This window comes from Pseudoxanthomonas sp. LjRoot206 (assembly GCF_056175725.1).
Genome location: NZ_JBGFFI010000003.1, coordinates 503,818 through 530,114, shown reverse-complemented (window position 1 = coordinate 530,114; position 26,297 = coordinate 503,818). Strand labels below are relative to the sequence as shown.

Sequence of the window (26,297 nt, the reverse complement as noted above, 5' to 3'; positions counted from 1 at the left end):
TCCGATATCCCCCCATGAGCCTTCCCACGCCTTCCGACAACGCTCCCGGCCCCGCATACGACGACGATCGCGCACCGCCGGTGAAGACCGAATACAAGTTCTCCCACGTCACCACCCAGCGCTACCTGCCCACGCCGGGCAAGGCGCCGGGCTGGCCGTTCGCCGACATCGGCCAGTGGAAGATCGACGCCAACGCCTCGGCCGACGACTGGGTGACCGAGCTGAAGGACTGGCGCCGCGAGCACCTCACCCGCATCGGCTACGACGACGCCAACTACCGCCGCCCGGAACTGCAGTGGGCGCAACGCAACTTCGTGCACGCGCAGGTGATGGTGGAGGACCGCTACCTCTACGATCCCGTCGCCGGCCGCTACACGGTCGACCGCTACCTCGACGACCTGGAGACGCGCTACGGCGGCCTCGACAGCGTGCTGCTGTGGTGCGTGTACCCGAACATCGGCGTCGACGACCGCAACCAGTTCGATTTCGCGCGCAGCCTGCCGGGCGGGTTGGAGGCGCTGCGCGGCGCGGTCGACGATTTCCATCGCCGCGGCGTGCGCGTGTTCCTCACCACCATGCCCTGGGACAACGGCACCCGCGACGAAGGCGAGCCCGACTGGCAGGCCATCGCGAAGCTGGTCGTCGCGGTCGGCGCCGACGGCATCAACGGCGATACCTACAACGGCGTGCCGCGCGCGTTCTTCGACGCCTGCGATGCGCTCGGCCATCCGGTGGTGGTGCAGCCGGAGTCCACGATCAGCGCCGAAGAACACCTGATCTGGAACGTGCAGAGCTGGGGCAAGAAGGCGCCGAACGAAGTCGTGCCGCCGGTGGCCAAGTTCAAATGGCTGGAACCGCGCCACATGATCAATTACGAGAACCGCTGGGGCCGCGACCGCAACCACGACCTGCAGTACATCTTCTTCAACGGCGTGGGCTACAACGCGTGGGAGAACGTGTGGGGCCTGTGGAACCAGCTGACCCCGCGCGACGCCGCCTCGCTGCGCCGCATCGCCGCGATCTACCGCCGCTTCCCGACGCTGCCGGTCAGCCTGGACTGGCGTCCGTACGAGCGCACCTTGCAGGCCGGCATCTTCGCCAGCCGGTTCCCCGCCGACGACCGCACGCTGTGGACGCTGGTCAACCGCCACGAATACCCGATCGAGGGCGAGCAGCTCGCCGTGCCGCACGTCGAGGGCACGCGCTACGTCGACCTGTGGAACGGCATGCCGCTGCAGCCGCGCATCATCGATGGCCAGGCGATCCTGGAGACCACGCTGGAAGGGCGCGGTTTCGGTGCGTTGCTGGCGCTGCGCGACGATGCGCAGGACGCGGGGCTCGAGGACTTCCTGGCGTTGATGGCGAAGGAGGCGGCGACACCGCTGGCCTCGCTGTCGGCGACATGGGCGGCGCTGCCGCAGATCCTGCAGCCGATCGCGCCGACCACGCCGCAGACCACGGCACCGGATGGCATGGTCACGATCCACGCCGGCGAATTCCTGTTCGCGGTGCAGGGCATCGAGATCGAAGGGCAGGTGTGGGAGGGCGTGGACGTGCAGTTCCCGTGGGAGCCGACGGCGCGCCGCCATCACCGTCGCCGCATGCAGGTCGGGTCGTTCCACATCGACCGCCACCTGGTGACGAACGCGCAGTTCAAGGCCTTCATCGACGCGACCGGCTACGCCCCGCAGGATGCGCAGCACTTCCTGCGCGACTGGCGCGAGGGTGCGCCGCAACCGGGTTGGGAAAACCGGCCGGTGACCTGGGTGTCGATCGAGGACGCGCGCGCCTACGCCGCGTGGGCGGGCAAGCGCCTGCCGCACGGCTGGGAATGGCAGTACGCCGCGCAGGGCACCGACGGACGCCTGTATCCGTGGGGCGATGCCTGGCGCGACGATGCGGCGCCGCCGGTGTTCCGGGGCCGCGTGCTGCCGCCGCCCGCCGAGGTCGGCGCGTTCCCCGCCGGCGCCAGCCCGTTCGGCGTGATGGACCTGGTCGGCCACGTCTGGCAGTGGACGGACGAGTTCCACGACGAGCACACACGCGCCGCCATCGTGCGCGGCGGCAGCGATTACGAGCCGCGCACCTCGCACTGGTATTTCCCGCAGGCCAAGCGCCTGGACCAGCACGGCAAGCTGCTGCTGATGGCGCCGGGCAAGGACCGTTCCGGCCGCATCGGCTTCCGGTGCGTGGTGGACGCCGCATGACGAAGACGGATGCCGCCGCTGCGTCTTCGTCCGTCGTGCTGGGCGGCCTCCTCGGCGCCGCCCTGGAGGCCAACCTGCGCGGTCGCCTGTCGCACTTCATCACCGCGCCTGACAGCCCCGCCATCGCGCTGTTTTCGCCCGCGCACCGCGCGCAGAACCTCGAAGGCGACTGGTACGGCGAACACGCCGGCAAGTGGCTGTGCGCCGCCGCGCGCGCGTATGTACGCAGCGGCGACGCAACGCTGGGCACCCACCTGCGCGAGGTCGCCGATTACCTGCTGTCCGTGCAGGAAGACGACGGCTATCTCGGCACCTACGCGCCCGAGCGCCGCTTCATGCAGCCGCAGCCGCCCAAGCCGCCCAGCTGGGACGGCGCGCCGGCACTGCGCACCTGGGACATCTGGGTGCACGCCTACCTGATCCTCGGCCTGGTCGAGACCGCACGCGCGCTCGACGATACGCGCTACACGCAGGCCGCCGGCCGCATCGCCGACCTGTGCGCGCGTGCGCTGGCCGACGGCATCGACATCACCACGCTCGGCAACCACCACGGCATGTCGGCCACCGTGCTGATGGATGCCGCGCTGGAGCTGTACGAAGAATGTGGCGAGCCACGCTTTCTCGCGCTGGCGCAGCAGGTATTCGCGCAGGCCAACGCGCATCCCGCGCTGCGCCTGCTGCCCGCCATCGAAGCCGGCGCCGATGCGTCGGAGATCGCCACCGGCAAGGCCTACCAGCTGCTGTGGAACCTGGTCGGCGTGGTCAAGCTGTGCCGCGCCACCGGCGACGCAGCGCTGCGCAGCGCCGTCGAGGCGATGTGGGACAACATCCACCAGTACCACCTCACCCTCGGTGGCGGTCCCTGGGGCGGCGTGGCGCACCGTTCGCGCGAGGTGTTCAACGCGCGCGGCACCTTCAGTCCGCTGGCCTATGTCGAAACCTGTTCGCTGCTGGCCTGGATCCAGTTCAATCGCGAACTGCTGCGCCTGACCGGCGAGGCGCGTTACGCCGAAGAGATCGAGCGCACCGCCTACAACGACCTGCTCGGCGCATTCGCACCCGACGGCGAGGACTGGTGCTACTACTCGTTCCCGAACGGCCGCCGCGTGCACACCACCTACTGGCGCTGCTGCAAGTCCAGCGGTGCGATGGCGCTGGAGGAACTGCCGGCGCTGGCCTACGCCGTCGACGGCGACACCGCCCACGTGCAGCTGTACGGGCCGTGCGAAGCGCGCCTGGCGCATCCGACAGCCGGCACGCTGGTGCTGCGCCAGCACACCGGCTATCCGTTCGAAGGCGACATCTCGCTGGAGGTGCAGCCCGAGCGCGAGGCCACGTTCGAGCTGCGCCTGCGCATTCCGTCCTGGGCCGAGGGCGCCAGCGTCGCGGTCAATGGCGAGGCGGTGCGCGTGCCGGTGGTGCCGGGCACGTTCGCGACGATCCGTCGCCACTGGCGCGCCGGCGACCAGGTGCAGCTGCTGTTCCCGCTGCGCCCCGCGCTGCACCGGCAGGTGCTGCGCAACGTGCAGGAGTCGCGCGCACCCGACGGTTCCGCCGTGCACCAGCAGGTGCTGGACCTGCACTACGTGGGCGTCACGCGCGGGCCGCTGGTGTACGCCACGGACCTGGTCGACGGCTTCAAGACCGAGGAGACCATCCGCCTGCCGGACGGGCCGCAGGACGACTGGCTGCAGGTGCTGCCGGTGGCCGACGACGACGAAGGGCCGGGCATCACCCTGCAGCTCGGCTACCGGCCGCCGCTGCTGTTCTGGCCGTACTACCGCACTGGCGGCCGCGTGGACGGCGCGTGGCGGTTGACCTGGCTGTCGCTGCCGCCGGCATCATGACCGCCGGCGCGCTCGCAAGAATTTGTGGCCGCAGAAACTACGGCGGCCGACTGTATCCGCTGCACCACCTGCACCAGACTGGTTCCCGACCAGCAGGTGGCGGTTGAAGGAGCCTCTTCCCATGGACACTGCCTCTCCCTTCCGCGCCCCCCGGCGCCACGGCCCGGCCGGGCCGCTCAGCGGCGTCAAGGTGCTCGACCTGAGCGCCTATATCGCCGGTCCCTACGGTTGCACGCTGCTGGCCGACCAGGGCGCCGACGTGGTCAAGGTCGAGCCGCCCGACGGCGACAACCTGCGCCAGTACCCGTCCACGCTGGAGCGGGAAAGCCGCGCCTTCCTCGGCGTGAACCGCAGCAAGCAGGGCATCGTGCTGGACCTGAAGCAGGCGGCCGACCATGCCGCGTTGCTGCGCCTGGTGCGCGAGGCCGACGTGCTGGTGCACAACTTCCGCCCCAGCGTGCCGAAGCGGCTGGGCATCGATTTCGACAGCCTGTCGGTGATCAACCCGCGCCTGATCTACTGCGCGGTGACCGGCTACGGCGAGACCGGCCCGATGAAGGACAAGGCCGGCTACGACCAGGTGCTGCAGACCATGACCGGCATGTGCACGCTGCAGGGCAAGCGCGGCGGCGCGCCGGAGATCATCTACGGCTCGGTGGTGGACTACTACGCCGCCGCGCTGCTCGCCGGCGGCGTGTCGTCGGCGCTGTACGAACGCGAGCGCAGCGGGCTGGGCCAGTTCGTCGGCGTCTCGCTGCTGCGCAGTGCGCTGACCATGCAGTCGGCGCGCATGATCTGGGCCGAAGGCGAGGCGCTCGACATCGGCCGCGACATGCGTTCCGGCGGCGTCACCGGCATCCATCCGGCGCGCGACGGCTATCTCTACCTGTCCGCCAATACCGCGCGCTTCTGGAAGGCGCTGTGCCGGCTGACCGGGCTGGACGCGCTGGCCGACGACCCGCGCTACGACACCGTGCGCAAGCGCGCCGCGCATGCGGCCGAGATCGTCCCGCAGCTGCACGACGCGTTGCTGGCGCGCACCGCGGCGGAATGGGAAGCGCACTTCGGCGACGAGGTGCCGTGCGCCGCCGCGCGCCGCGTCGAAGACATGTTCGAACATCCGCAGGTGCTGGCCGAGGACATGGTGGCGGAGATCGCGCATCCCGTCGTCGGCAGCTACCGCGGGGTGACGCGCCCGATCGCCTTCGGCCGCACGCCGGGGCCGGCGCCGTTCGCCGCGCCGACGTTCGACCAGGATGCGGACCACGTGCTCGGCCGCCACGGCAGGACGCGCGCGTCGGGCTGATCCCGGCCGCGCTTTACGCCGAATTTACGCCGCCGCGCGCACTGCGCATGGCGGCTTTACGCGGGCCAGGATCAGACTTTCGCGGTCGGCGGAACGTCTTCCGCCTGGATCGCCTTCATGTCCTTCCCTCGTTCTTCTTCGCGCAGGCCGTCGCCTGCGTTCGTCGTGTCCTCCCTCGCTGCCGGCCTGCTGCTGGCGGCCGCATCCACCGCGCAGGCCGCGAGCGTCAGCGGTTCCGGCGCGCTCACCACCGACTACGTCTGGCGTGGCACCACGCAGACGCAGGGCGACCCCGCCGTGCAGGCCGGCTTCAAGGCCACGGCCGACAACGGCCTGTATGGCGCGGTATGGGGCTCGAACGTTGAGTTCGCACCGGAAACGAAGGCCAGCAGTGAAATCGACGTCACCGTCGGCTGGGGCGGCACCCTGTCCGACGACTTGGCGCTCGATGTCAACCTGACCCACTACCGCTACCCGTCCACCACCGTCGACCTCAACTGGACCGAGGCCATCGGTACACTGACCTGGAAGCAGAATTACTGGGTGCAGCTGGGCTACTCCACCGAAGCGCTCGCGACGGATGAAGCCGGCGCCTACGCGCAGCTGGGCGCCAAGTTCCCTCTGAGCGAACAGGTGCGCCTGGAAGCCGCCGCCGGTTATTACTGGCTGGACGATGCCTACGACGACCGCTACGCGCATGCGCAGCTCAGTGCGGTGTGGGCGTTCAAGGCCCCGTTCGAACTGCGCGTCACCGCGCATGCCACCGACCGCAGTGCGAAGACGCTGTTCCCCGGCCTGGCCGGCTCGCGCGTCGAAGCCGCGCTGCAGGCGTCGTTCTGAGGCCGCCATGTTCACCGACTTCCTCCACCTGTCCTTGTCGCTGGCCGGGCTGCTCGCCGGCGCCGGCCTGATGTTCCTGCTGCTCACGCGGCGCACGCGCACGCCGATGGATGACTCCCATGACTGAATTCCTCATCGTCTTCGCCCTGGCGATCGCGCTGGGCTGGCCGCTGGGCCGCTACCTGGCGGCGGTGATGCGCGGTGCCCCGATGCGTGGCGACCGCCTGTTCGGCCTGGTCGAACGCCCCGTCTACCGCATGCTCGGCGTCGATCCGGCGCAGGGCATGGGCTGGAAGGCGTATGCCACCGCGTTCCTCGCCAGCAACCTGCTGGTCGGTGCGCTGGTGTGGGTCGTCTTCATGGTCCAGGCCTGGCTGCCGCTCAATCCCAACGGCGCGCCGAACATGCGCTGGGACCTGGCGCTGCACACCATGGTGTCCTTCCTCACCAACACCAACCAGCAGCACTACTCGGGCCAGGCGCAGCTGTCGCACCTGGCGCAGATGACCGGCATCGTCGGCCTGCAGATGATCACGCCGATGATGGGCCTGGCGCTGGTCGTGGCGACCCTGCGCGGACTGTTCGGTGGGCGAGCGGGCGCACGTTCGTCCGATGCCCTATCGGCGTCGGACGCGACCGTGAGCGGCCGGCCAGGGATGGCCGGGCAGGACGTTCCGGAGCACGCCATGTCTCGCCAGGGACGGCCATCGCGCGATACGTCGAAGCAGGGTCACAGCGAGGCCGACGTCGGCAACTACTGGGCCGATGTGCTGCGTCCCGCTGTGCGCGTGCTGCTGCCGCTGTGCTTGGCGTGGTCGCTGCTGCTGACCTGGCAGGGCGTGCCGTCCACGCTGCAGGGCGGGCCAGTGGCGACGCCGATCGACACGACGGCGGAGATGGCTGAGCAGAAGATTCCTGTCGGCCCGGTCGCCGCGATGGTGGCGGTGAAGCAGCTCGGCACCAACGGCGGCGGCTGGTACGGCCCCAACAGCAGCGTGCCGCTGGAAAACCCCACGCCATTCTCCAACGTGCTGGAAACGCTGGCCATCATCCTGATTCCCGTCAGCATCGCCTTCATGGTCAGTGGATTCACCGGCCGCAGGAAGTTCACCGCCCTGGTGTTCGGCACCATGCTGACCATGTCGGCGATCTCGACTGGCGCGGCCGTGTGGTCGGAGCGCTATTCCGCCACATCGAACGACATCGCGCTGATGGAGGGCAAGGAAGTCCGCTTCGGCGCCGCGCCGTCGGCGTTGTGGGGCGCACTGACCACGCAGACCTCGAACGGCTCGGTCAACGCGATGCACGACTCGCTGGCGCCGCTGACCGGGCTGGTGACGATCGGCAACATGCTGGTGAACGCGATCTGGGGCGGCATCGGCTGCGGCCTCCAGCAGTTCCTGGTCTACCTGCTGCTGAGCGTGTTCCTCGCCGGCCTGATGACCGGCCGCACACCGGAACTGTTCGGCCGCAAGATCGAAGCGCACGAGGTGAAGCTGCTTGCCGTGCTGGTGCTGCTGCAACCGCTGGCATTGCTCGCCTTTACCGCGATCACGCTGGCCGTGCCGTCGATCACCGGCAATTCGAATCCGGACTTCCACGGCATCAGCCAGGTGTTCTACGAGTACACGTCCGCATTCGCCAACAACGGCTCGGGTTTCGAAGGCCTCGGCGACGCGACCATCTGGTGGAACCTCAGCGCCACGCTGATGTTGCTGCTCGGTCGCTATCCCGCCCTGATCCTCCCGCTCGCCATCGCCGCGTCGCTGGCCCGCAAGCGCGTCGCACCCGACGGCGTCGGCACGCTGCAGATCGAAACCCCCACCTTCGCACTGACGCTGATCGCGGTGGTCGTCATCCTGACCCTGCTGCAGTTCATGCCCGTGCTGGTGCTCGGCCCCGTCGCCGACCACCTCGCGCTGATCGCGTCCTGAGGACTGTCGCCATGACCGATTCCACGCTTGTTTCCCACCGCCGCCCGGCCGCACTGCTCGACAGCGCGGGCTTCCGCGCCGCCGTGCTCGCGTCCTTCACCAAGCTCGCCCCACAACACGCCTTCCGGAATCCCGTGATGGCTGTGGTCTGGCTGGGCACGCTGCTGACCGCCGGCCTGACCGTGGCAGGCAACACCACGCCGGGCCTCGGCTGGGCGGTGACCGCGCTGCTGTTCGTCACCGTGCTGTTCGCCAACTTCGCCGAGGCCGTCGCCGAAGCGCGTGGCCGTGGCCAGGCGGCGTCGCTGCGGCGCGCCCGCAAGGACCTGGTCGCGCGTCGCGTCGACACGCCGCTCGGCGGCACGGAGCGGCGCATCCCCGCCGCGGACCTGCGGCCGGGCGACTACGTCATCGTCAGTGCGGGCGAACAGGTGCCCGCCGACGGCGAGATCGTCAAGGGCCTGGCGACGATCAACGAATCCGCGGTCACCGGCGAATCCGCGCCGGTACTGCGCGAAGCCGGTACCGATCGCAGCGGCGTGATCGGCGGCACCCAAGTGCTGTCGGACGAGATCGTGGTGAAGATCACCGCCGAGCCCGGCCACAGTTTCCTCGACCGGATGATCGCGCTGGTCGAAGGCGCCAACCGGCAGAAGACGCCGAACGAGATCGCGCTGGGCCTGCTGCTGCTGACGATGACGCTGACCTTCCTCATCGTCGTCGTCACGCTGCCCTTCATCGCCGGCTTCGTCGGGGCGAAGCTCGATCCGCTGCTGCTGATCGCGCTGCTGGTCTGCCTGATCCCCACCACCATCGGCGGTCTGTTGCCGGCCATCGGCATCGCCGGCATGAACCGCGCGCTGGCCGCCAACGTGCTGGCCAAGTCGGGCAAGGCGGTGGAAGTGGCCGGCGACGTCGATGTGCTGCTGCTCGACAAGACCGGCACCATCACCCACGGCGACCGCCAGGCCACGCTGTTCCATCCGCTGGCCGGCATCGACCGCGAGCAGCTGCGTGATGCGGCCATGCTCGCCTCGCTGGCCGACCCCACCCCGGAAGGCAAGTCGATCGTGACGCTGGCGCGCGAGCAGGGCGCCGTGCTGGTGGAGCCGCAGCATGCGACGTTCATCGCCTTCACCGCGCAGACGCGCATGTCCGGCGTCGACCTGCCGGACGACGGCCGCGGCAGCGCACGCGGCATCCGCAAGGGCGCGGCCGATGCCATCGTGCAGCACGTCAAGACGCTGGGCGGCAGCGCGCCGGCCGAACTTACCGCCCGCGTCGAGCAGGTCGCGCGCAACGGCGCCACCCCGCTCGTGGCCAGCGACGGCAGCCATGTGCTCGGCGTGGTCGAACTGTCCGACGTGGTCAAGCACGGCATCAAGGAGAAGTTCGCGCACATGCGGGCGATGGGCATCCGCACGGTCATGATCACCGGCGACAACCCGCTGACCGCCGCCGCCATCGCCGCCGAGGCCGGCGTCGACGACTACATCGCCGAGGCGCGCCCCGAGGACAAGCTGGCGCGCATCCGCCAGGAACAGGCCGGCGGCCGCCTGGTCGCGATGGTCGGCGACGGCACCAACGACGCACCCGCGCTGGCGCAGGCCGACGTGGGCCTGGCGATGAACTCCGGCACGCAGGCGGCGAAGGAGGCCGGCAACATGGTCGACCTCGATTCCGATCCGGCCAAGCTGCTGGACGTGGTCGAGATCGGCAAGCAGCAGCTGATCACGCGCGGCGCGCTGACCACGTTCTCGCTGGCCAACGACGTGTCGAAGTACTTCGCCATCCTGCCGGCGCTGTTCGCATCCGCCATCCCGTCGATGGCCGCGCTCAACGTCATGCAGCTGTCCAGCCCGACCAACGCGGTGATCGCGGCGCTGATCTTCAACGCCGTCATCATCCCGCTGCTGATCCCGCTGGCGCTGCGCGGCGTGCGCTTCCGCCCGGCCGGCGCCACCGCACTGCTGCGCCGGAACATGCTGGTCTACGGCGTCGGCGGCGTGCTGCTGCCGTTCGCCGCCATCAAGCTCATCGACCTGTTGCTGGCCGCTGTCACCGGCGCCTGAGGAATTCCCATGAACGCTGTTCCCGTCTCATCCCCGAATGTCTGGCGCGCCTCGCTGGTGCTTGCCCTGGTCACGCTGCTCGGCTTCGGCCTGCTGTACTCGCTGACCGCCACCGGCATCGGCGGCCTGCTGTTCCCCGCGCAGGCGAACGGCAGCCTGATCGAACGCGATGGCCAGGTCATCGGCTCGTCGCTGGTCGCGCAGCCGTTCGCCGATGACCGCTACGTGCAGCCGCGTCCGTCCGCCGCCGGCTACGACACCATGGCACTGGCTGGCAGCAACCAGGCGCGCACGAATCCTGATCTGCGTGCGCGCATCGAAGAAGCCCGCGCTGCGGTCGCCACGCGCGAAGGTGTCGCGCCGGCGGAGGTGCCCAGCGACCTGGTCACGCAGTCCGGCGGCGGTATCGACCCGCACCTGTCGCCCGCGGCCGTACGGATCCAGATCGTCCGGGTTGCCGGTGCGCGCGGCGTCGATCCGGCCGTGATCGAACGTGTCGTTGCCGCGCATACGGAAGGCAGGCAGTTCGGCCTGTTCGGCGAACCGCGCGTCAACGTGCTGGAGCTCAATCTTGCGCTGGATGCGTCCGGAAAATCCGAGTAGGGCGGCGTGGGGCCGCAGGCGGAGCGATGCCTGGCTTTCTCTTCTCCCCCGCTTGCGGGGGAGAGGATGCCGAAGGCAGGTGAGGGGGTGAACGGAGTCGGGTCGCGTCGTGGTCTTGCGCTGCTGCCGCGTCTGGCCCCCTCACCCCAGCCCTCTCCCCCGCGCGCGGGGGAGAGGGGGCGGAAGCGGAGCGATGCCTGGCTTTCTCTTCTCCCCCGCATGCGGGGGAGAGGGAGCGGAAAGCGGGTGTATGCGCTTTCTCTGTTTCCAGCGTGTTGGAGAGGAGCCTCCCGATGTCGCCATCAGGAACTGTCAGTCCGGATGACCAACGAACCCACCTCGCTGCCGAACCAGAAAGGTGCGCGATCAAGGCAAATTTTCTCGCCGCCAAGGCTCAAAGGTGAGACGACAAGGCAAAAAGCTTCGCGCGCAGACCTTTCAGCTGAGACGACGAGGCAAAAAGCCTCGTGAATGTGACGCCAGAGGTGAGATGACAAGGCTTTTTGCTTCGACGTCGAACCAGAAAGGTGCGCGCGCGAAGCGTTCAGGTGAGACGACAAGGCAAAAAGCCTTGCGGCCGAACCAGAAAGGATTGCGGCCGAAACAAATAGCCTCGCGCACGAGGCTTTTTGCTTCGCCTTCGAAGCAATTTTCCTTGATGACGCCCTTCCCATCCTCACGCCCGACATATGGCGCAGCGGGAGCGCCGTCATGGCGGACCGCCCAGCCGATCTACGTGACATGACAACAGGCAGAATATCCCCATGACCGACCTCCGCGACCGTCAGGCCGATGCCCTGATCGACCACTTGCAACGTGAGCAGGGCGGGCGGCTGACCATCTTCCTGGGCGCCGCGCCGGGCGTGGGCAAGACCTACACCATGCTGTCGCGTGCCCGCGAGCTGCGACGGCAGGGCAGGGATGTCGTCGTCGGCATCGTCGAGACGCACGGACGTGGCGAGACCGCCGCATTGACCGACGGGCTGGAGATCCTGCCGCGCCACCGGGTGGCCTACCAGGGCCGCTGGCTGGACGAGATGGACCTGGACGCCCTGCTGGCGCGGCGCCCGCAGATCGCACTGGTCGACGAACTGGCCCACCGCAACGCCCCCGGCAGCCGCCACGAACGGCGCTGGCAGGACGTGATCGAACTGCTGGACGCCGGCATCGACGTCCACACCACCATCAACATCCAGCACCTGGAAAGCCTCAACGACGTCGTCCACCGCATCACCGGCGTGCGCGTCAGCGAGACGGTGCCGGATGCCGTGTTCGACCGCCTGCGCGACATCGTGCTGGTCGACCTGCCGCCGCGCGAACTGATCGAGCGCCTGCACCAGGGCAAGGTGTACCTGCCGGAGCAGGCGGCGCAGGCGCTGCAGGCGTTCTTCTCGCCGTCGAACCTGATCGCGCTGCGCGAACTGGCGATGCAGACCGCCGCCGACCGCGTCGACAGCGACCTGCGCGAAGACCAGGCCGCACGCGGGTTGCCGGGCATGCCGCTGCGGCGGCGCGTGCTGGTGGCGATCGACGGCATGGGCACCTCCGAGTACCTGGTGCGCGCGGCGCGCCGCATCGCCGAACGCCGCGATGCGCCGTGGAGCGTGGTGACGGTGCAGGCCGATACGGTGGACGAGGCGCGCCAGCGCGAGATCGACCAGGCGTTCGCGCTGGCGCGGCGGCTGGGCGCTGACACCGAGGTGCTGCGCGGTGCGCGCATCGCCGACGCATTGCTCGACCATGCCGCACAGAATGGCGCGTCCACGCTGGTGCTCGGGCGCACGCGCGAACGGCCGGTGGCGCGCATGTTCAACCGCACGCTGACGCAGCAGATCCTGCAGCGCGGCGCGCACTACGAGCTGGTGATCATCAGCACGCCGGATGCGCGGGCACGGGCGCGCCGCGGCAGCGTTGGTCTTGGTGGCTGGCTGTCGCGCCACGAACTCGGCTTCGCCGCCGTCGCTTCGCTGCTGGCAGTCGGCATGGCGTGGCTGGCCGAGCGCTGGCTGGGGCTGGAAGACGTGTCGATGGTGTTCATCGTGGCGGTGGTGCTGGTGGCGGCGCGCACGCGCATGACCGCCGCCGTGGTGGCCGCGCTGCTGAGCTTCCTGGCCTACAACTTCTTCTTCATCGAACCGCGCTTCACCTTCAACATCAGCGCCCGCCAGGGCGTGACCACGGTGTTCCTGTTCCTGATCGCGGCGCTGGTGGCGGGACGGCTGGCTTCGCGCCTGCGCATGCAGGTGGTGGCGCTGCGTGCGGCCAACACGCAGGCGACCGCGTTGCAGGCGCTGGGGCGCGAACTGGCCGTCGCCGCCGACCTGGGGCAGGTGCTGGCCGCAGGCCGCAAGGCGCTGGCGCGTGCGCTGTCGGCCGAGGCGTGGCTGCGCGTGCAGGGCCGCGAGGAACCCGCCGATGCCGTGCTGCCCGACCTCGATCGTGCCGCCGCCGACTGGGCGCAGCAGCATGGACAGGCCACCGGGCGGCATACCGATACGCTGGCCGGCGCGGGACGCTGGTTCCTGCCGCTGCGTGGCGACGGCGGCACGCTGGGGGTGCTTGGGCTGCGCTTCGACGACACGTCCGCGCGGCTGCTACCGGAGCAGCGGCGGTTGGCCGAAGCGATGGCCGAGGACATCGCGCAGGCGGTGGTGCGCACGCGCCTGGTCGCCGAACTGGAAGACGCGCGCGTCAGCGGCGAGACCGAGCGGCTGCGTTCGGCACTGCTGTCGTCGGTGTCGCACGACCTGCGCTCGCCATTGGCGTCGATGATCGGCTCGGCCAGCAGCCTGGCCAGTTACTGGAATGCGATGGACGAGGACGACCGCCGCAGCCTGCTGGATACCATCCAGCAGGAGGGCGAGCGGCTGGACCGCTACATCCAGAACCTGCTCGACATGACGCGGCTGGGCCACAGCGGGTTGAGGCTCAACCGCGACTGGATCGGCGTTGACGAGTTGCTCGGTTCGGCGGTCTCCCGCCTGCAGCGCTACCAGCCCGAGGTGCGCGTGCAGACGACGGTGGCGGCCGACGTGCCGCCGGTGTGGGTGCACCCGGCGCTGATCGAGCAGGCGGTGTTCAACGTGCTGGAGAACGCAGGCAAGTTCTCGCCGCCCGGCGAACCCGTACAGGTCGAAGCGAAGCTCGTCGACGGTGCGCTGCGCATCGACGTGCGCGACCGCGGGCCGGGCATTCCGGAAGACGAGCGCAGCCGCATCTTCGACATGTTCTACAGCGTGGAGCGCGGCGACCGTGGCCGCCACGGCACCGGCCTGGGACTGGCGATCTGCCAGGGCATGGTGGGCGCGCACGGCGGCAGCGTGCAGGCGCTGCCCGGGCCGGACGGGCGCGGCACGGTGATCCGGATTACCCTGCCGCTGCTCACGCCCACCCCGCAGGATCCGGTTTGACCTACACCGCGCCACCGCCCACCGCGTCCGCCCCGCCGGCGCGCATCCTGGTGATCGACGACGAGCCGCAGATCCGGCGCTTCCTCGACATCAGCCTGCGCGCGCAGGGCTATGTGGTGGCGCTGGCCGACAGCGGCCGCGCCGGCCTAGCCGAACTGGCCGCGCACGGCGCCGACGTGGTGGTGCTGGACATCGGCCTGCCGGATCTGGACGGCCACGGCGTGCTGCGCGAGCTGCGGCAGTGGTCGCAGGTGCCGGTGATCATGCTGACCGTGCGCGACGGCGAAACCGAGAAGGTCGCCGCGCTGGACGGCGGCGCCAACGACTACGTCACCAAGCCGTTCGGTGTGCAGGAACTGATGGCGCGCATCCGTGGCCTGCTGCGCACGCGAATCGCCGCCAGCGACGACGCGATGCCGCTGTTCGACGACGGCCGCCTGCACGTGGACCTGGGCCGCCGCGAGGTGACGCTGGACGGCGAACCCGTCGCGCTGAGCCGCAAGGAATTCGCTCTGCTCGCGCTGCTGCTGCAACACCCGGGACGGGTGGTCACGCAACCGCAGCTGCTGCGCGAACTGTGGGGCCCGAACCACCAGGAAGACACGCACTACCTGCGCATCCTCGTCGGCAAGCTGCGACAGAAGCTCGGCGATGACGCGACTGCGCCGCGTTATATCGTGACGGAGCCGGGGGTGGGGTTGCGGTTTGTGGGGGTGGGGTGAGGTGAGGCGGGAACAACGGCGACTGAGGGTGATCGCAGCTGCATGACAAGCACGGAGAGCAGGATGAGGCGTCGCGCTGGATGGATGATAGCGCTTGCGATCATGGTGGCCTTGATCGCGGGAATCGCGTTTCTGCAGACGTATCCTCGTGATTCGCTTTCTCAAAATGTCCGTGCGGTAGCATCAACGTCCGACGCAGATGTCACTGGCCACGTGCCACGACGCTCAGTCCACACCCCAGATCATTCGACAGGAGCATCCGCAGAGCAGGGAACTCATTCGGCTGAGATCGGAAACTCTTACGAGTTCACCAAGACCTGCTACCGCTATAAACGCCTTGAGACGTTTTACGCCGCCAAGTCCAAGGACCCGAACTCGCCGCTGGCGAATCCGGCAGAGTTTGCGAAGCTCCCTCCAGAGCAGCAAGCCTATGCCCGTCAGGTCATGACATTTCTCGAGCAGCAGGCTGTGGTTTGCGCACCTTGGGCGTCTGCCGTGTCACAGACAGAAGCCAACATCCGGATGTACGCAGCGGCCCGCGCGGCGGCGTCACGCGGGAACGATGACGCGGCCACCTGTTATGTGGCGGCGGCTTGGCAATCGCCTGATGAAAGCCAACCCGAATACGACGTGATTGCCGATGGCTATGCCAAGGACGTACCTCGATTGGTAGATCGTGCGCTGGCCGCTGGTTCTTGGGGGATCGTAAACGCGGCCGCCGGAAATCTGGGGGAGCAGCATGGGCTAGGCACAAGAAGTGGCCTAACACCTTCGAACAAATATCTGGTTGCCCGACTGTCGCAGTTAGGCGCCGCCGACAGCGCTAGTGCTGCGCAATACGGATCCTTCGCCGCGGCTCAGGCAGGGAGCCTGAGTTCTGCACAGGTCGTCGATTTGGATCGGCAAGCCTCCCGGCTGTATGCCGAGAGGTTCGGGAGGTCGCAGTATGTGCAGCAGGACATCCTGGACAAGTGCGTCAACTAGCGCACTTCGTTCACCCCTGAGAGATAGGTTTGGCTGAGCCTGCGATGCCCAACATCGGGATTCCCGAAGCGTACGTGGTTGGGCTTCACTCCGTTCACCCCGACTTATGAGGGCGCGGGCATGGCCTTGCGGGGCGGGGCCGAATGGGGCCGCACGGTACAATGACGCCATGACGTCCCCCCGCATTCCCCACGAAGCCCTGCGCCTCTCGGTCGCCCCGATGATGGACTGGACGGACACGCATTGCCGCGTGTTCCACCGCCTGCTGGCGCCGAACGCGCGCCTGTACACCGAGATGGTGCACGCACAGGCCGTGATCCATGGCGACCGCGACCGCCTGCTGGGCTTCGATACCGTGGAGCATCCCGTCGCCGTCCAGCTCGGTGGCAGCGACCCGGCGCACCTGGCGCAGGCCGCACGCATCGCGCAGGACTGGGGCTACGACGAGGTGAACCTCAACGTCGGTTGCCCGTCCGACCGCGTGCAGGCCGGCCGCTTCGGTGCCTGCCTGATGAAGGAGCCGGCGCTGGTGTCCGAGTGCGTGGCGGCGATGATCGAGGCCGTCAGCATCCCGGTCACCGTGAAATGCCGCCTCGGCGTGGACGAGCAGGAGGACTACGACCTGTTCCTCGCCTTCATCGACACGGTGGCCGCGACCGGCTGCACCACGTTCTTCGTGCATGCGCGCAAGGCGTGGCTGCAGGGCCTGTCGCCCAAGGAAAACCGCGAGATCCCGCCGCTGCGCTATGACTGGGCCTACCGGCTCAAGCGCGAGCGACCGGCACTGACGGTGGCGATCAACGGCGGCATCACCACGACCGCGCAGGTCCACGAACACCTGCAGCACAGCGATGGCGTGATGATCGGCCGTGCGGCGTACCACGAGCCCTACGAACTGCATGAGATGCAGGTGGCGCTGTTCGGCGGCGAGCTGCGTTCGCGCGCGGACCTGCTGCGTGCGTGGCGACCCTACGTTGAGGCGCAGCTGGCCAAGGGCGTGGCGCTGAAGCACCTGACCCGCCACGTGCTGGGCCTGTTCCATGCGCAGACGGGCGGCCGTGCCTTCCGCCAGATCCTCAGCGAGGGCGCGCACAAGCCCGGCGCGGACTGGTCGCTGGTGGAACAGGCACTGGCGGCCACCACGCGCGAACTGCGCCCGGCGGCCTGAGCATGATCACGCGCGACATCGCCGCCTTCACCGCGTTCGCAGGTTCGTTGCCAGCGGATGTCGGGCCGGCGACCGCACGCGCGGCGTTCCTGGTGTCGCCGGACGGCTTCGTGCGCGCGGAGCAGTCGGCGCAGGACAACCGCTACATGGCGGACGCCGGCGTGTTCGATACCGGCGCCGCGCTGCGCGAGCACCATGCCCTGCAGCGCGCACTGGCGCAGGACGTGCCGGTGGTGTGCTTTCCGGGCGACGAGGCGACGCCGGATGCGGTATTCCCGAACAATGCCTTCGCCACCGCGCGCGTGGACGGCGAAGCGCGCCTGATCGTCGGCCGCATGCGCCACGAGGTGCGCCAGCGCGAAGCGGGGCGGCCGGATATCCGCGGATTCTTCCGCGACAGCCTCGGCTATACCGAGGTCGATCTCTCCGACCAGCCGCATCCCTGCGAACTGACCGGCGCGCTGGTCATCGACCGTGCGCGCGGCATCGGCTTCTGCGGCCTGTCCGAACGCTGCGACGAAGCCGGTGCGGCGCGCATGCACGAGGCCTTCGGCCTGCGAGCCACGCTGATGTTCGACCTCGCCCCGGGCGAGTACCACACCAACGTGCTGCTGGCGGTGCTGGCCGGTCGGGCGGCGCTGGTCTACCCGGGTGGTCTGGACGCCCCCGGTCTGGTGCCCGCCCTGGACGCGCTGTACCCCGTCGGGGTGGTGGAACTGACGGCCGATGAACAGGCGGCCTTCGCCGGCAACGCCATCGCGCTGTCGTCCGGGAGGGTGTGGATGAGCCGGCGTGCCCACGATGCCCTGCGGCCGGCCACGCTGGAGGGGCTCGACACGGCGGGATTTGCGGTGCACAGCGTGGCGCTGGACGCGATCGAGGCCGGGGGCGGTTCGCTAAGGTGTTGTGTGGCCGAGGTTTTCTGATCGTTCAGCTGGCTGAATGCGGGGCCTTGCCCTGTGGATAAATTCAGAACCGATTCACTGCGCCGGTCCAAAACTTCGCTTCCATTCCATAGAGGCGGTTTCGGGTTCCGTTCAGTTTCGCGACCCCAGTTCCGTTACGATTCCGTTATGCGTTTTCGTGCCCCGACCCTAGCCGCCCTTGCCTTGGCGGTCCTCACTGCCGTTACCGGTACCGCTGCGGTGTACGCGCAGGACGACCGTGGTCGTGGGGATGCACCGCCGTCTCGCGAGCGCGGATTTCCGCGCAGCGACGACCGTGGCCATCGCAACTCCATGTCCGATTCCGTGCGCCGCGTGCGCAGCGAATCCGGCAACCAGGTGCTGAGCGTCGAACGCATGCAGTACGACGGCCGTGACGTCACGCGCGTCAAGTACATCGATGAGCGCGGGCGCGTGCGCACGCAGGAGATGGAGCCGTCGCGCCGCGATGTCGATTCGCCGGTGCGTCCGCGTCGCGACATCGGGCCGCAGCCGCAGCCTGCACGCGGCGATAACCCCCCGCGCCCGTAGTCTTACGTAGAATCGAGGCTCAACACAGAGCACGTCCCGCGCGGTCGCACACCGCGCCGCATTCCCAAGGAGAGTCCATGCGTATCCTGCTGGTCGAAGACGAAGCCCCCCTGCGTGAAACCCTGGCAGCGCGCCTGAAGCGCGAAGGCTTTGCGGTCGACGCCGCCCAGGACGGCGAGGAAGGTCTCTACATGGGCCGCGAAGTGCCGTTCGACGTGGGCATCATCGACCTCGGCCTGCCGAAGATGTCGGGCATGGAGTTGATCAAGGCGTTGCGCGACGAGGGCAAGAAATTCCCGGTACTGATCCTGACCGCGCGTTCGAGCTGGCAGGACAAGGTCGAGGGCCTGAAGCAGGGCGCCGACGACTACCTGGTCAAGCCGTTCCATGTGGAAGAGCTGTTGGCGCGCGTCAACGCGCTGCTGCGCCGTGCTGCGGGCTGGAGCAAGCCCACCCTGGAGTGCGGTCCGGTCGCGCTCGACCTCGCCGCGCAGACCGTCAGCGTCAACGGCAGCAATGTCGACCTGACCAGCTACGAGTACAAGGTGCTCGAGTACCTGATGATGCATGCCGGCGAACTGGTCTCGAAGGCCGACCTCACCGAGCACATCTACCAGCAGGATTTCGACCGCGACTCGAACGTGCTGGAAGTCTTCATCGGCCGCCTGCGCAAGAAGCTGGACCCGGACGGCGAATTGAAGCCGATCGAGACCGTGCGCGGCCGCGGCTACCGCTTCGCGATCCCGCGCACCGGCGAAGGCTGATGCTCCGCGCCGGCATCGCCTGCACTTGATGCCCGCGCCACCTTCCGGCGCCGCGCCACCCCCGCCCGCGGGCCGTGACCGGTTCGACGGCTGGCGGCCGCGCTCCCTGCGCGCCCGCCAGTTGCTCGCCGCGAGTCTGGCGCTGCTCGCCTTCCTCGCGCTGGCCGGCTGGGCACTCGACCGCGCCTTCGTCGATACCGCCGAAGACAACCTGCGGCAGCGCCTGAAGAGCTATGCGCTGTACTACACCGACAAGGTGGAGTTCGGCCGCAACGGCACGCTGATTCCGCCGTACAACACGCCCGACCCGCGCTTCGACATGCCGGACAGCGGCATGTACGCGCAGGTCGTGCTGCGTGGTGTGCCGCCATGGGGGTCCAACTCTACGCTCGGGCCCGAACTGCCCACGCCGCAGATGCTGGGTGCGCTGGAGGAATCGTTCGAGGGGCCGCTGCCGATCCGCCGTGCCGACGGGAGCGACAGCCAGGCCTACCGGTACGGCGTGGGGTACGCCTGGCCGGCCACGCATCAGCACGCCGAGATCCCGTACAGCATCTACATCTTCGAGGACGCCCAGGCGCTGAGTGCGCAGATCCGCGTGTTCCGTGGTTCGCTGTGGGTCTACCTCGGCGGCGCCGGCGTGATCCTGCTGCTGCTGCAGATGCTGGTGCTGCGCTGGAGCCTGCGCCCGCTGCGCCGGGTGATCTTCGAACTCAGCCGCGTCCAGCGCGGCGAGCTGTCGGGCATGACCGAGAGCCATCCGCGCGAACTCGAGCCGCTGACCGACAGCATCAACGCCTTCATCGAGAGCGAGCGCGAGAACCTGGAGCGACAGCGCAACACGCTGGCTGATCTGGCGCACAGCCTGAAGACGCCGATCGCGGTGCTGCGCACGCAGCTGGACAGCGGTGGCGGCGATCCGCAGGCCCTGCGCGAAGAACTGGACGTGCAGCTCAAGCGCATGAACAACCTGGTCTCGTACCAGCTGGCGCGCGCGGCATCGAGCGGTCACAAGCTGTTCTCCGCGGCCGTGCCGATCGAACCGCACGCGGAAGAAATCGTGCGCGGCCTGGAGAAGGTCTACGCCACGAAGGGCGTGATCTGCGAATTCGAGATCGATCCGCGTGCGCGCTTCCACGGCGAGACCGGCGATCTGCAGGAGCTGATGGGCAACCTGCTGGAGAACGCGTTCAAGTGGGCGCGCTCGCGCGTGCTGCTGACCGTCACCGTCGGCGCGACGGCGCCGCAGCGTCGTGCGGGATTGTTCATGGCGGTGGACGACGACGGTCCCGGCATCGCCGAGGACGATGTGGCGAAGGTCCTCCAGCGTGGCGTACGCGGCGACGAGCGCGTGCAGGGGCACGGCATCGGCCTGTCGATCGTGCAGGACCTGATCCGCGACTACCGTGGCGAACTGCAGGTCGGGCGCTCGGAAGAACTGGGCGGCGCGCGCTTCGAAGTGCGCCTGCCGCCGGGTCTCTGATTCAGGCCGTCGCGCCCGCCATCGGCGAAGGGCCGTAGAAACGCTGCAGGTGCGCCGCCACGTCCGGCATGGCATCGGCCAGCACGTCGGGTGCCGAGAAGTGGTACTCGGTGACGACCGCGAAGAATTCCTCGGGCGCTTCCGCCGCATACGGATCTATCTTGGTCTCGCGACCCAGGTCGACCTGCATGCAGAAGTCGTCGTAGGCGCGCTGGAAGTCGCGCGCCCAGCGGCCGTGCCACGCGTCCGGCAGCGGCGGAGTGCCGTCGAGTTCGCCGTCCAGCACGTCCAGCTTGTGCGCCATCTCGTGCACGGCCACGCAGAAGCCGGCGTCGGGTTCGGCGATGTCGGCCTGCACGTCGGCCCAGGACAGGATCAGCGGTCCCTGGTCCCAGGCTTCGCCGGCAAGGTCGTCTTCCCATTCGTGCAGCACACCGGCCGCGTCGGTATGCGTGCGCTGCACGCGGAACGCGTCCGGATAGACGATCAGCTGCGACCAGCCGCGCAGGCCGGTTTCGCCGTACTCGAGCAGGGGCATGCAGCAGAGTGCCGCCAGTTGGGCACGCTGCGCGTCGTCCAGGCTCAGTCCTGCCAGTGGCGTGATGGTCTTCTGGTGCAGGAAACGCGCGGTCAGCGCACGCAGGCGCTCCGCGCGCTCGCCGTCCAGCGCCGCGACCCAGGGGGTCGCGGCGCGCACGCGTTGCCAGAGGCTGTCGTCAATCGACGGGGAAGGGCGCCGCAGGCGGCGCAACAGTCCGATCACCGGGTGCCGCCGTCCGCGTCAGCGGAACATGCCCGGCAGGAAGCTGTGCCACTTCGAGCCGCGGCTGCGGGGCAGCGGGGTGTCGTCGTCATCGCCGCCGCCGCGCGTGGTAGCCGGCGTCAGCGAGGTCGGCGCACCGTACTTGCTGCGCACGGCGGTGGCGCGCGCGCGACGCGCATCCGATGCGGTCGGCACGGCATCGACCGGGCGTTCGGCGACCGCGCGGTCGGCGACGTCCTGGCAGGTGCCGGTGGTGCCGTTGGCGATGCCACGCCCGTTCTGGGCGAACACGGCCGCCGAGGCAACGAGGAGGAGCAGGGCAAGGCTGGCGCGAAGCATCGGAGGGACTCCTGTCGGTCGGTTACAGCGGCCAGATGACGTCGCCGACTATAGCCGGATTGGCGCCGGCCGGCACGGATCGGCCCGTCCCGTGCGACGAAACGCCGGCCGGTGGCGACGGATCGAGGAAAACCGGGGACGGGCTGCTGCGTCGCAGCAGGCAGGGTCCCCGGCTTGCGGCAGACTCCCGCCATGCCGACCGCCTCCGACCGACCGCTGACCGCCCCCGCCCTGCGCCTGGCGCTGATCGCCGGAGCCCGGCGGGTCATCGCCGCGCGCGACGGATTGAACCGCATCAATGTCTTTCCGGTCGCCGATGGCGACACCGGCAACAACCTGGCGTCGACGCTCGGCAGCGTGCTCAATGGCGCGCTCAGCCAGCCCAGCCAGCATGCCGGCGACCTGCTGAGCCGGGTCGGCAACGATGCGATCGATGGTGCGCGCGGCAATTCGGGCGCGATCCTGGCGCAGTTCCTCCACGGGGTAGCCGAGCGCGTGCACACCCTGCCGGAGCTGGACGTGCGCTCGCTGGCCGCCGCCGTTCGTCAGGGCGCACAGAGCGCGCGGCAGGCGCTGGCCCAGCCGGTAGAGGGCACCATCCTCAGCGTCATCTCCGCGTTCGCCGACGAACTGGATGCGGCGGCGGACAGCGCGCACCCGGATGCGCGCAGCGGCTTCATCCGCGCGTTGGTCCGGGCGCGCCGCGCGCTGGCCGACACGCCGCGGCAGATGGCGCTGCTGCAGAAAGCGGGCGTGGTGGATGCCGGCGCGCAGGGGTTCGTCGACCTGCTGGAAGGCATCGCCGAGTTCGTCGAAGGCGGCCCGCGCGCGGTGCGCATGCGGGCCAGTGCGCCGGTGGCGGCCAACGACACTGGCGCACCCGTCGCCCACGACCACGAGATCGATCCCGACCGTCGCTGGTGTACCGAATGCCTGCTGCTCGGCGATGCGCTGGATCGTGATCGCCTGCGCATGGCGCTGGAGGCGATCGGGGCGGATTCCATCGTCATCGCCGGCGGCACGTCACGGCTGCGCGTGCATGCCCACACCGGTTCGCCGCAGGCCCTGTTCGATGCCTGCGCGCAGCAGGGACGGGTGGAAGGCATGAAGGCCGACGACATGATCCGCCAGCAGGGGGTGGCCGCCGCGCTGCAGCCGCTGGTGGTGGTCACCGACAGCGCCGCCGACCTGCCGGACGATATCGCCGAGCGCTATGCGATCGGCGTGGTGCCGGCGCGCGTGGACCTGGATGGTCGCGACTACCTCGACAAGATCGGCCTGTCGACCGCCGAGTTCTACCGGCGCATGGCGTCGTCGCGCCAGCTGCCGCGCACCAGCCAGCCGCCGCCGGGCGATTTCCGTCGCCAGTTCGAGCTGTCGCTCGCGCACCATGCGCGCGTCCTGTACGTAGGTCTGTCGCGCGCGCTGTCGGGCACGCTGCAATCCGGTGAGCATGCCGCGGCACGCGATCCGGGCCGCCGTGTACGCGTGTTCGACACGATCAACGCCGCCTGCGGCCAGGCGCTGCTGGTGTGGCGGGCCGCCGAACTGGCGGCCGAAGGCCGCGACGAGGGCGAGGTGGTCGCCGAGCTGGAACGTCTGCGTCCGCTGACGCGGATGTGGGCCATCGCGCCCGACATTTCCCATGCCGTGCGCGGCGGCCGTATCCCGCGCTGGGCGGCACCGATCGCGCGCCTCAGCGGGTTGACGCCGATGGCGAAGATGAGCGTCGACGGCCGCATGGTGGTCGCCGGCATCCTGCTGACCCGTGCCGGCGCGCCGGAAGCGTTCGCGCAGCGGGTCGTGCGCCAGCTGCCGGCGGGAAAGCGCTGGCGCCTGATCGTCGGGCACTGCGATGCGCGCGCGGGGGCGGAGCGCGTGCTGGCCGCGCTGCGTGCGCGCCTGGACATCAGCGAGCACCGGCTGGTGGAAACGGGCGCGGCCATCGGCGCGCATGCGGGGCAGGGCGCACTGATCGTGGCGGTGCAGCCGGCACCGGATGCATGAGCCTGTGAGGGCGTGGCCCATAATGGCGCCATGCTGACCACCTGCCTGCTGTTGCTGTTCGCCTACCTGATCGGCTCCGTGTCGGGCAGCCTGATGCTGGGCCGCCTGCGTGGCGTCGACATCCGCACGCAGGGGAGTGGCAATGCCGGCGGTACCAACGCCTTCCGCACGCAGGGCGCGAAGTTCGCGCTCGGCGTGGTGCTGGTCGACATCGGCAAGGGCGCGCTGGCGGCGTGGCTGGCGTCGCGCTTCGCGCCGCTGGACGGACCGCTGTCGCCGCGCGCGCTGGGATTCGCGGCCGCCTTCGTCGCCGCGACGGGCCATGTCTGGCCGGTGTGGCACGGGTTCCGCGGTGGCAAGGGCGTCGGCGCGCTGCTGGGCGGCATGGCCGTGCTGTGGCCGATGGTGTTGCTGCCGTTGTTCGCGGTGTGGGTGGGCGTGCTGGTGGCGACCGGCTATGTCGGCCTGGCGTCGATCATCGCCACCGCCTGCCTGGTGCCGCTGGCGTGGTGGATGCCGGTCGATCGCGCCGCGCAGGTGTTCGCCATCGCCGCCGCGCTGCTGGTGCTGTTCACCCATCGGGTGAACGTCCGGCGCCTGCGCGACGGGACGGAATCGCGGTTCGAGCGCGTCCGCATCTGGCGCCGTCGCGCATGACCGGCGAGCGCGAACTGCTGCAACGGCTGATCGAAGGCCCGGTGTCGGGCGATGTGCTGGCACGCGATGCGGGACTGACGCGCGCCGCGATGTGGAAGCGCATCGAGGCACTGCGCGACGGCGGCGTGCGCATCGATGCGCAGGCCGGGCGCGGCTATGCACTCGCCGAACCGGTCGAACTGCTGGATGCCGACCGCATCCGTGCGCAGCTGCAGGCCGCGACCGTCGACGCCCTGTCGTCGCTCGAGGTGGCGTGGTCGCTGGACTCGACCAACAGCGAGTTGCTCCGGCGCAAGGCGCCCGACCATGGCGTCGACGCCTTGCTCGCCGAGCAGCAGACCGGCGGCCGCGGTCGACGCGGACGCCAGTGGGCGTCGCCGATCGCGTCGAATCTCTACCTGTCGCTGTCGCGTCAGTTCTCCGGCGGTCTCGCGCGCCTGGGCGGCCTGAGCCTGGTGGTCGGCGTCGCGGTCGCGGAAGCGCTGCGGCAGGCCGGCTACGAGGCCGTCGGGGTGAAGTGGCCCAACGACCTGCTCGCGCAGGGCCGCAAGCTCGGCGGCATTCTGGTGGAAGGCGGCGGCGAGCATGGCGGGCCGGTGCGTGCGGTGATCGGCATCGGCGTGAACGTGCGCATGCCGGCGCCCGTCGCCACGACCATCGACCAGGCATGGACCGATCTCGCCGGCCTGGGCGAGGGTGCACCGTCGCGCAACACGCTGGCAACGCAGCTGCTGGATACGCTGCTGCCGGCGCTGGACCAGTTCGATCGCGACGGTCTTCCGCCGTTCCTCGCGCGGTACGCCGCGCTGGATGTGCTGGCCGGGCGCGCCGTTACCGTGCACGGTCCGCAGGGCGACGAACAGGGTGTGGCCGACGGCATCGGCGATGACGGTGCATTACGGGTGAGGGTGGGACAGGCCGTGCGGCAGGTGCACGCGGGCGAGGTCAGCGTGAGGGCGACATGACGCAGTGGGTATTCGACTTGGGCAACTCGCGGGTCAAGGGCGCGCCGCTGCAGGCCGATGGCACGCTGGGCGAGATGCGGGCCTTCGTGTACGACGAGGGACTGCTCGCTGCGCTCGATGCTGCGATGCCTGCGGCAGCCTTACGCGACGCGTCGACGGCGGTGCTCGCCAGCGTCGCGTCGCCGTCGCGCACGGCGACGGTCGTGGACTGGCTGACCACGCGCTTCGGCAGCATTTCGATCGCCCGTACGCAGCCGGCACTGGCAGGTGTCCGTATCGCCTACGGCGAGCCCGCACGGATGGGCGTGGATAGGTTCCTGGCGCTGCTAGCGGCCCGCCGTCGCGGTGCGCAGCCCTGGCTGGTGGTGGGCGTGGGCACGGCGGTGACCATCGACCTGCTGGACGCGCAGGGACGCCACCATGGCGGACGCATCGCGCCTTCGCCGCGTCTGATGCGCGATGCCCTGCACGCGGCGGCCACGCAGTTGCCGGCGCAGGGCGGTGGCTATGTCGAATTCGCCACCGACACCGTCGACGCGCTGGCATCCGGCTGCGATGGCGCGGCGCTGGGGCTGATCGAACGCAGCCTGCGACAGGCGCGCGACGTGCTGGGCCAGCGTCCGGCCCTGCTGCTGCACGGTGGCGGGGCGGACGCGCTGGCATCGCACCTGGGCGAAGGCGAACTGGCGCCGGCCCTGGTGCTCGAAGGGCTGGCCGTGTGGGCCAGGCTCGGTGCGGATGCCTGAGCACG

Annotated in this window: 22 protein-coding genes; 19 read left to right on the top strand and 3 right to left on the bottom strand. The window is 69.5% G+C overall.

Annotation, left to right across the window (positions count from 1 at the left end; translation table 11 throughout):
• The first annotated feature begins 14 nt into the window (after window positions 1-14).
• The 7 genes from AC04MD_RS11745 to kdpC all read left to right on the top strand — a co-directional run bounded on the left by AC04MD_RS11745 (window position 15) and on the right by kdpC (window position 10,809).
• On the top strand, window positions 15-2,207 hold the full coding sequence (locus tag AC04MD_RS11745) for a formylglycine-generating enzyme family protein (protein WP_475497443.1): 2,193 nt from the start codon (window positions 15-17) through the stop codon (window positions 2,205-2,207).
• The gene (locus AC04MD_RS11740; RefSeq protein WP_475497442.1) at window positions 2,204-4,054 is read left to right on the top strand and encodes a glycoside hydrolase family 127 protein; all 1,851 of its coding nucleotides are present in this window, start codon (window positions 2,204-2,206) and stop codon (window positions 4,052-4,054) included. The genes AC04MD_RS11745 and AC04MD_RS11740 overlap by 4 nt, the downstream gene beginning before the upstream one ends.
• Before the next feature lie 121 nt (window positions 4,055-4,175).
• Window positions 4,176-5,360 carry a CaiB/BaiF CoA transferase family protein gene (locus AC04MD_RS11735; RefSeq protein WP_475497441.1) on the top strand — a complete coding sequence of 395 codons (1,185 nt, stop codon included), beginning with the start codon at window positions 4,176-4,178 and terminating at the stop codon, window positions 5,358-5,360.
• A gap of 117 nt (window positions 5,361-5,477) precedes the next feature.
• Window positions 5,478-6,200: a TorF family putative porin gene (locus tag AC04MD_RS11730; RefSeq protein ID WP_475497440.1), complete on the top strand. Its 723-nt coding sequence runs from the start codon at window positions 5,478-5,480 to the stop codon at window positions 6,198-6,200.
• Window positions 6,201-6,319: 119 nt separating this feature from the next.
• A complete protein-coding gene (gene kdpA, locus AC04MD_RS11725) occupies window positions 6,320-8,134 on the top strand; it encodes a potassium-transporting ATPase subunit KdpA (protein WP_475497439.1) in 1,815 nt (604 codons plus the stop codon).
• An 11-nt stretch (window positions 8,135-8,145) separates the two neighbouring features.
• Window positions 8,146-10,206: a potassium-transporting ATPase subunit KdpB gene (kdpB, locus tag AC04MD_RS11720; RefSeq protein ID WP_475497438.1), complete on the top strand. Its 2,061-nt coding sequence runs from the start codon at window positions 8,146-8,148 to the stop codon at window positions 10,204-10,206.
• 9 nt (window positions 10,207-10,215) lie between these two features.
• Entirely contained in the window at window positions 10,216-10,809 is a 594-nt protein-coding gene (gene kdpC / locus AC04MD_RS11715) for a potassium-transporting ATPase subunit KdpC (protein WP_475497437.1), read from the top strand.
• A gap of 302 nt (window positions 10,810-11,111) precedes the next feature.
• On the opposite strand, the gene AC04MD_RS11710 is transcribed toward kdpC, so the two are convergent.
• Window positions 11,112-11,522 (bottom strand): hypothetical protein, encoded by a 411-nt coding sequence (locus AC04MD_RS11710; protein WP_475497436.1) that lies wholly within the window; start codon window positions 11,520-11,522, stop codon window positions 11,112-11,114.
• A gap of 51 nt (window positions 11,523-11,573) precedes the next feature.
• Between AC04MD_RS11710 and AC04MD_RS11705 the strand changes: the two genes are divergently transcribed.
• The 8 genes from AC04MD_RS11705 to AC04MD_RS11670 all read left to right on the top strand — a co-directional run bounded on the left by AC04MD_RS11705 (window position 11,574) and on the right by AC04MD_RS11670 (window position 20,815).
• Window positions 11,574-14,219 (top strand): ATP-binding protein, encoded by a 2,646-nt coding sequence (locus AC04MD_RS11705; protein ID WP_475497435.1) that lies wholly within the window; start codon window positions 11,574-11,576, stop codon window positions 14,217-14,219.
• Window positions 14,216-14,941 carry a response regulator gene (locus AC04MD_RS11700; protein WP_475497434.1) on the top strand — a complete coding sequence of 242 codons (726 nt, stop codon included), beginning with the start codon at window positions 14,216-14,218 and terminating at the stop codon, window positions 14,939-14,941. The genes AC04MD_RS11705 and AC04MD_RS11700 overlap by 4 nt, the downstream gene beginning before the upstream one ends.
• A gap of 63 nt (window positions 14,942-15,004) precedes the next feature.
• A complete protein-coding gene (locus tag AC04MD_RS11695; protein ID WP_475497433.1) occupies window positions 15,005-15,925 on the top strand; it encodes a hypothetical protein in 921 nt (306 codons plus the stop codon).
• Window positions 15,926-16,094: 169 nt separating this feature from the next.
• Window positions 16,095-17,093, top strand: coding sequence for a tRNA dihydrouridine(20/20a) synthase DusA (gene dusA, locus AC04MD_RS11690; RefSeq protein WP_475497432.1), 999 nt, complete (start codon window positions 16,095-16,097; stop codon window positions 17,091-17,093).
• Window positions 17,094-17,095: 2 nt separating this feature from the next.
• Window positions 17,096-18,019, top strand: coding sequence for an arginine deiminase-related protein (locus AC04MD_RS11685; RefSeq protein ID WP_475497431.1), 924 nt, complete (start codon window positions 17,096-17,098; stop codon window positions 18,017-18,019).
• Window positions 18,020-18,331: 312 nt separating this feature from the next.
• On the top strand, window positions 18,332-18,568 hold the full coding sequence (locus AC04MD_RS11680) for a hypothetical protein (RefSeq protein ID WP_475497430.1): 237 nt from the start codon (window positions 18,332-18,334) through the stop codon (window positions 18,566-18,568).
• Window positions 18,569-18,645: 77 nt separating this feature from the next.
• Window positions 18,646-19,332, top strand: a complete 687-nt coding sequence (locus tag AC04MD_RS11675; protein ID WP_475497429.1) for a response regulator transcription factor — start codon at window positions 18,646-18,648, stop codon at window positions 19,330-19,332.
• Between the two features lie 28 nt (window positions 19,333-19,360).
• Window positions 19,361-20,815 carry an ATP-binding protein gene (locus tag AC04MD_RS11670; RefSeq protein WP_475497428.1) on the top strand — a complete coding sequence of 485 codons (1,455 nt, stop codon included), beginning with the start codon at window positions 19,361-19,363 and terminating at the stop codon, window positions 20,813-20,815.
• Between the two features lies 1 nt (window position 20,816).
• Here AC04MD_RS11670 and AC04MD_RS11665 read toward each other — a convergent pair whose 3' ends face one another.
• Window positions 20,817-21,569, bottom strand: coding sequence for a M90 family metallopeptidase (locus AC04MD_RS11665; RefSeq protein ID WP_475497697.1), 753 nt, complete (start codon window positions 21,567-21,569; stop codon window positions 20,817-20,819).
• 27 nt (window positions 21,570-21,596) lie between these two features.
• Window positions 21,597-21,917: a hypothetical protein gene (locus AC04MD_RS11660; protein WP_475497427.1), complete on the bottom strand. Its 321-nt coding sequence runs from the start codon at window positions 21,915-21,917 to the stop codon at window positions 21,597-21,599.
• A 192-nt stretch (window positions 21,918-22,109) separates the two neighbouring features.
• Between AC04MD_RS11660 and AC04MD_RS11655 the strand changes: the two genes are divergently transcribed.
• From AC04MD_RS11655 to AC04MD_RS11640, 4 genes are read left to right on the top strand one after another with little or no spacing between them, the layout of a single operon-like run.
• Window positions 22,110-23,924 (top strand): DegV family protein, encoded by a 1,815-nt coding sequence (locus AC04MD_RS11655; RefSeq protein ID WP_475497426.1) that lies wholly within the window; start codon window positions 22,110-22,112, stop codon window positions 23,922-23,924.
• 30 nt (window positions 23,925-23,954) lie between these two features.
• Window positions 23,955-24,581 (top strand): glycerol-3-phosphate 1-O-acyltransferase PlsY, encoded by a 627-nt coding sequence (gene plsY, locus AC04MD_RS11650; protein ID WP_475497425.1) that lies wholly within the window; start codon window positions 23,955-23,957, stop codon window positions 24,579-24,581.
• The gene (birA, locus tag AC04MD_RS11645) at window positions 24,578-25,546 is read left to right on the top strand and encodes a bifunctional biotin--[acetyl-CoA-carboxylase] ligase/biotin operon repressor BirA (RefSeq protein WP_475497424.1); all 969 of its coding nucleotides are present in this window, start codon (window positions 24,578-24,580) and stop codon (window positions 25,544-25,546) included. Before plsY ends, birA begins: the two co-directional genes overlap by 4 nt.
• The gene (locus AC04MD_RS11640; protein ID WP_475497423.1) at window positions 25,543-26,292 is read left to right on the top strand and encodes a type III pantothenate kinase; all 750 of its coding nucleotides are present in this window, start codon (window positions 25,543-25,545) and stop codon (window positions 26,290-26,292) included. The genes birA and AC04MD_RS11640 overlap by 4 nt, the downstream gene beginning before the upstream one ends.
• Window positions 26,293-26,297 lie beyond the last annotated feature (5 nt).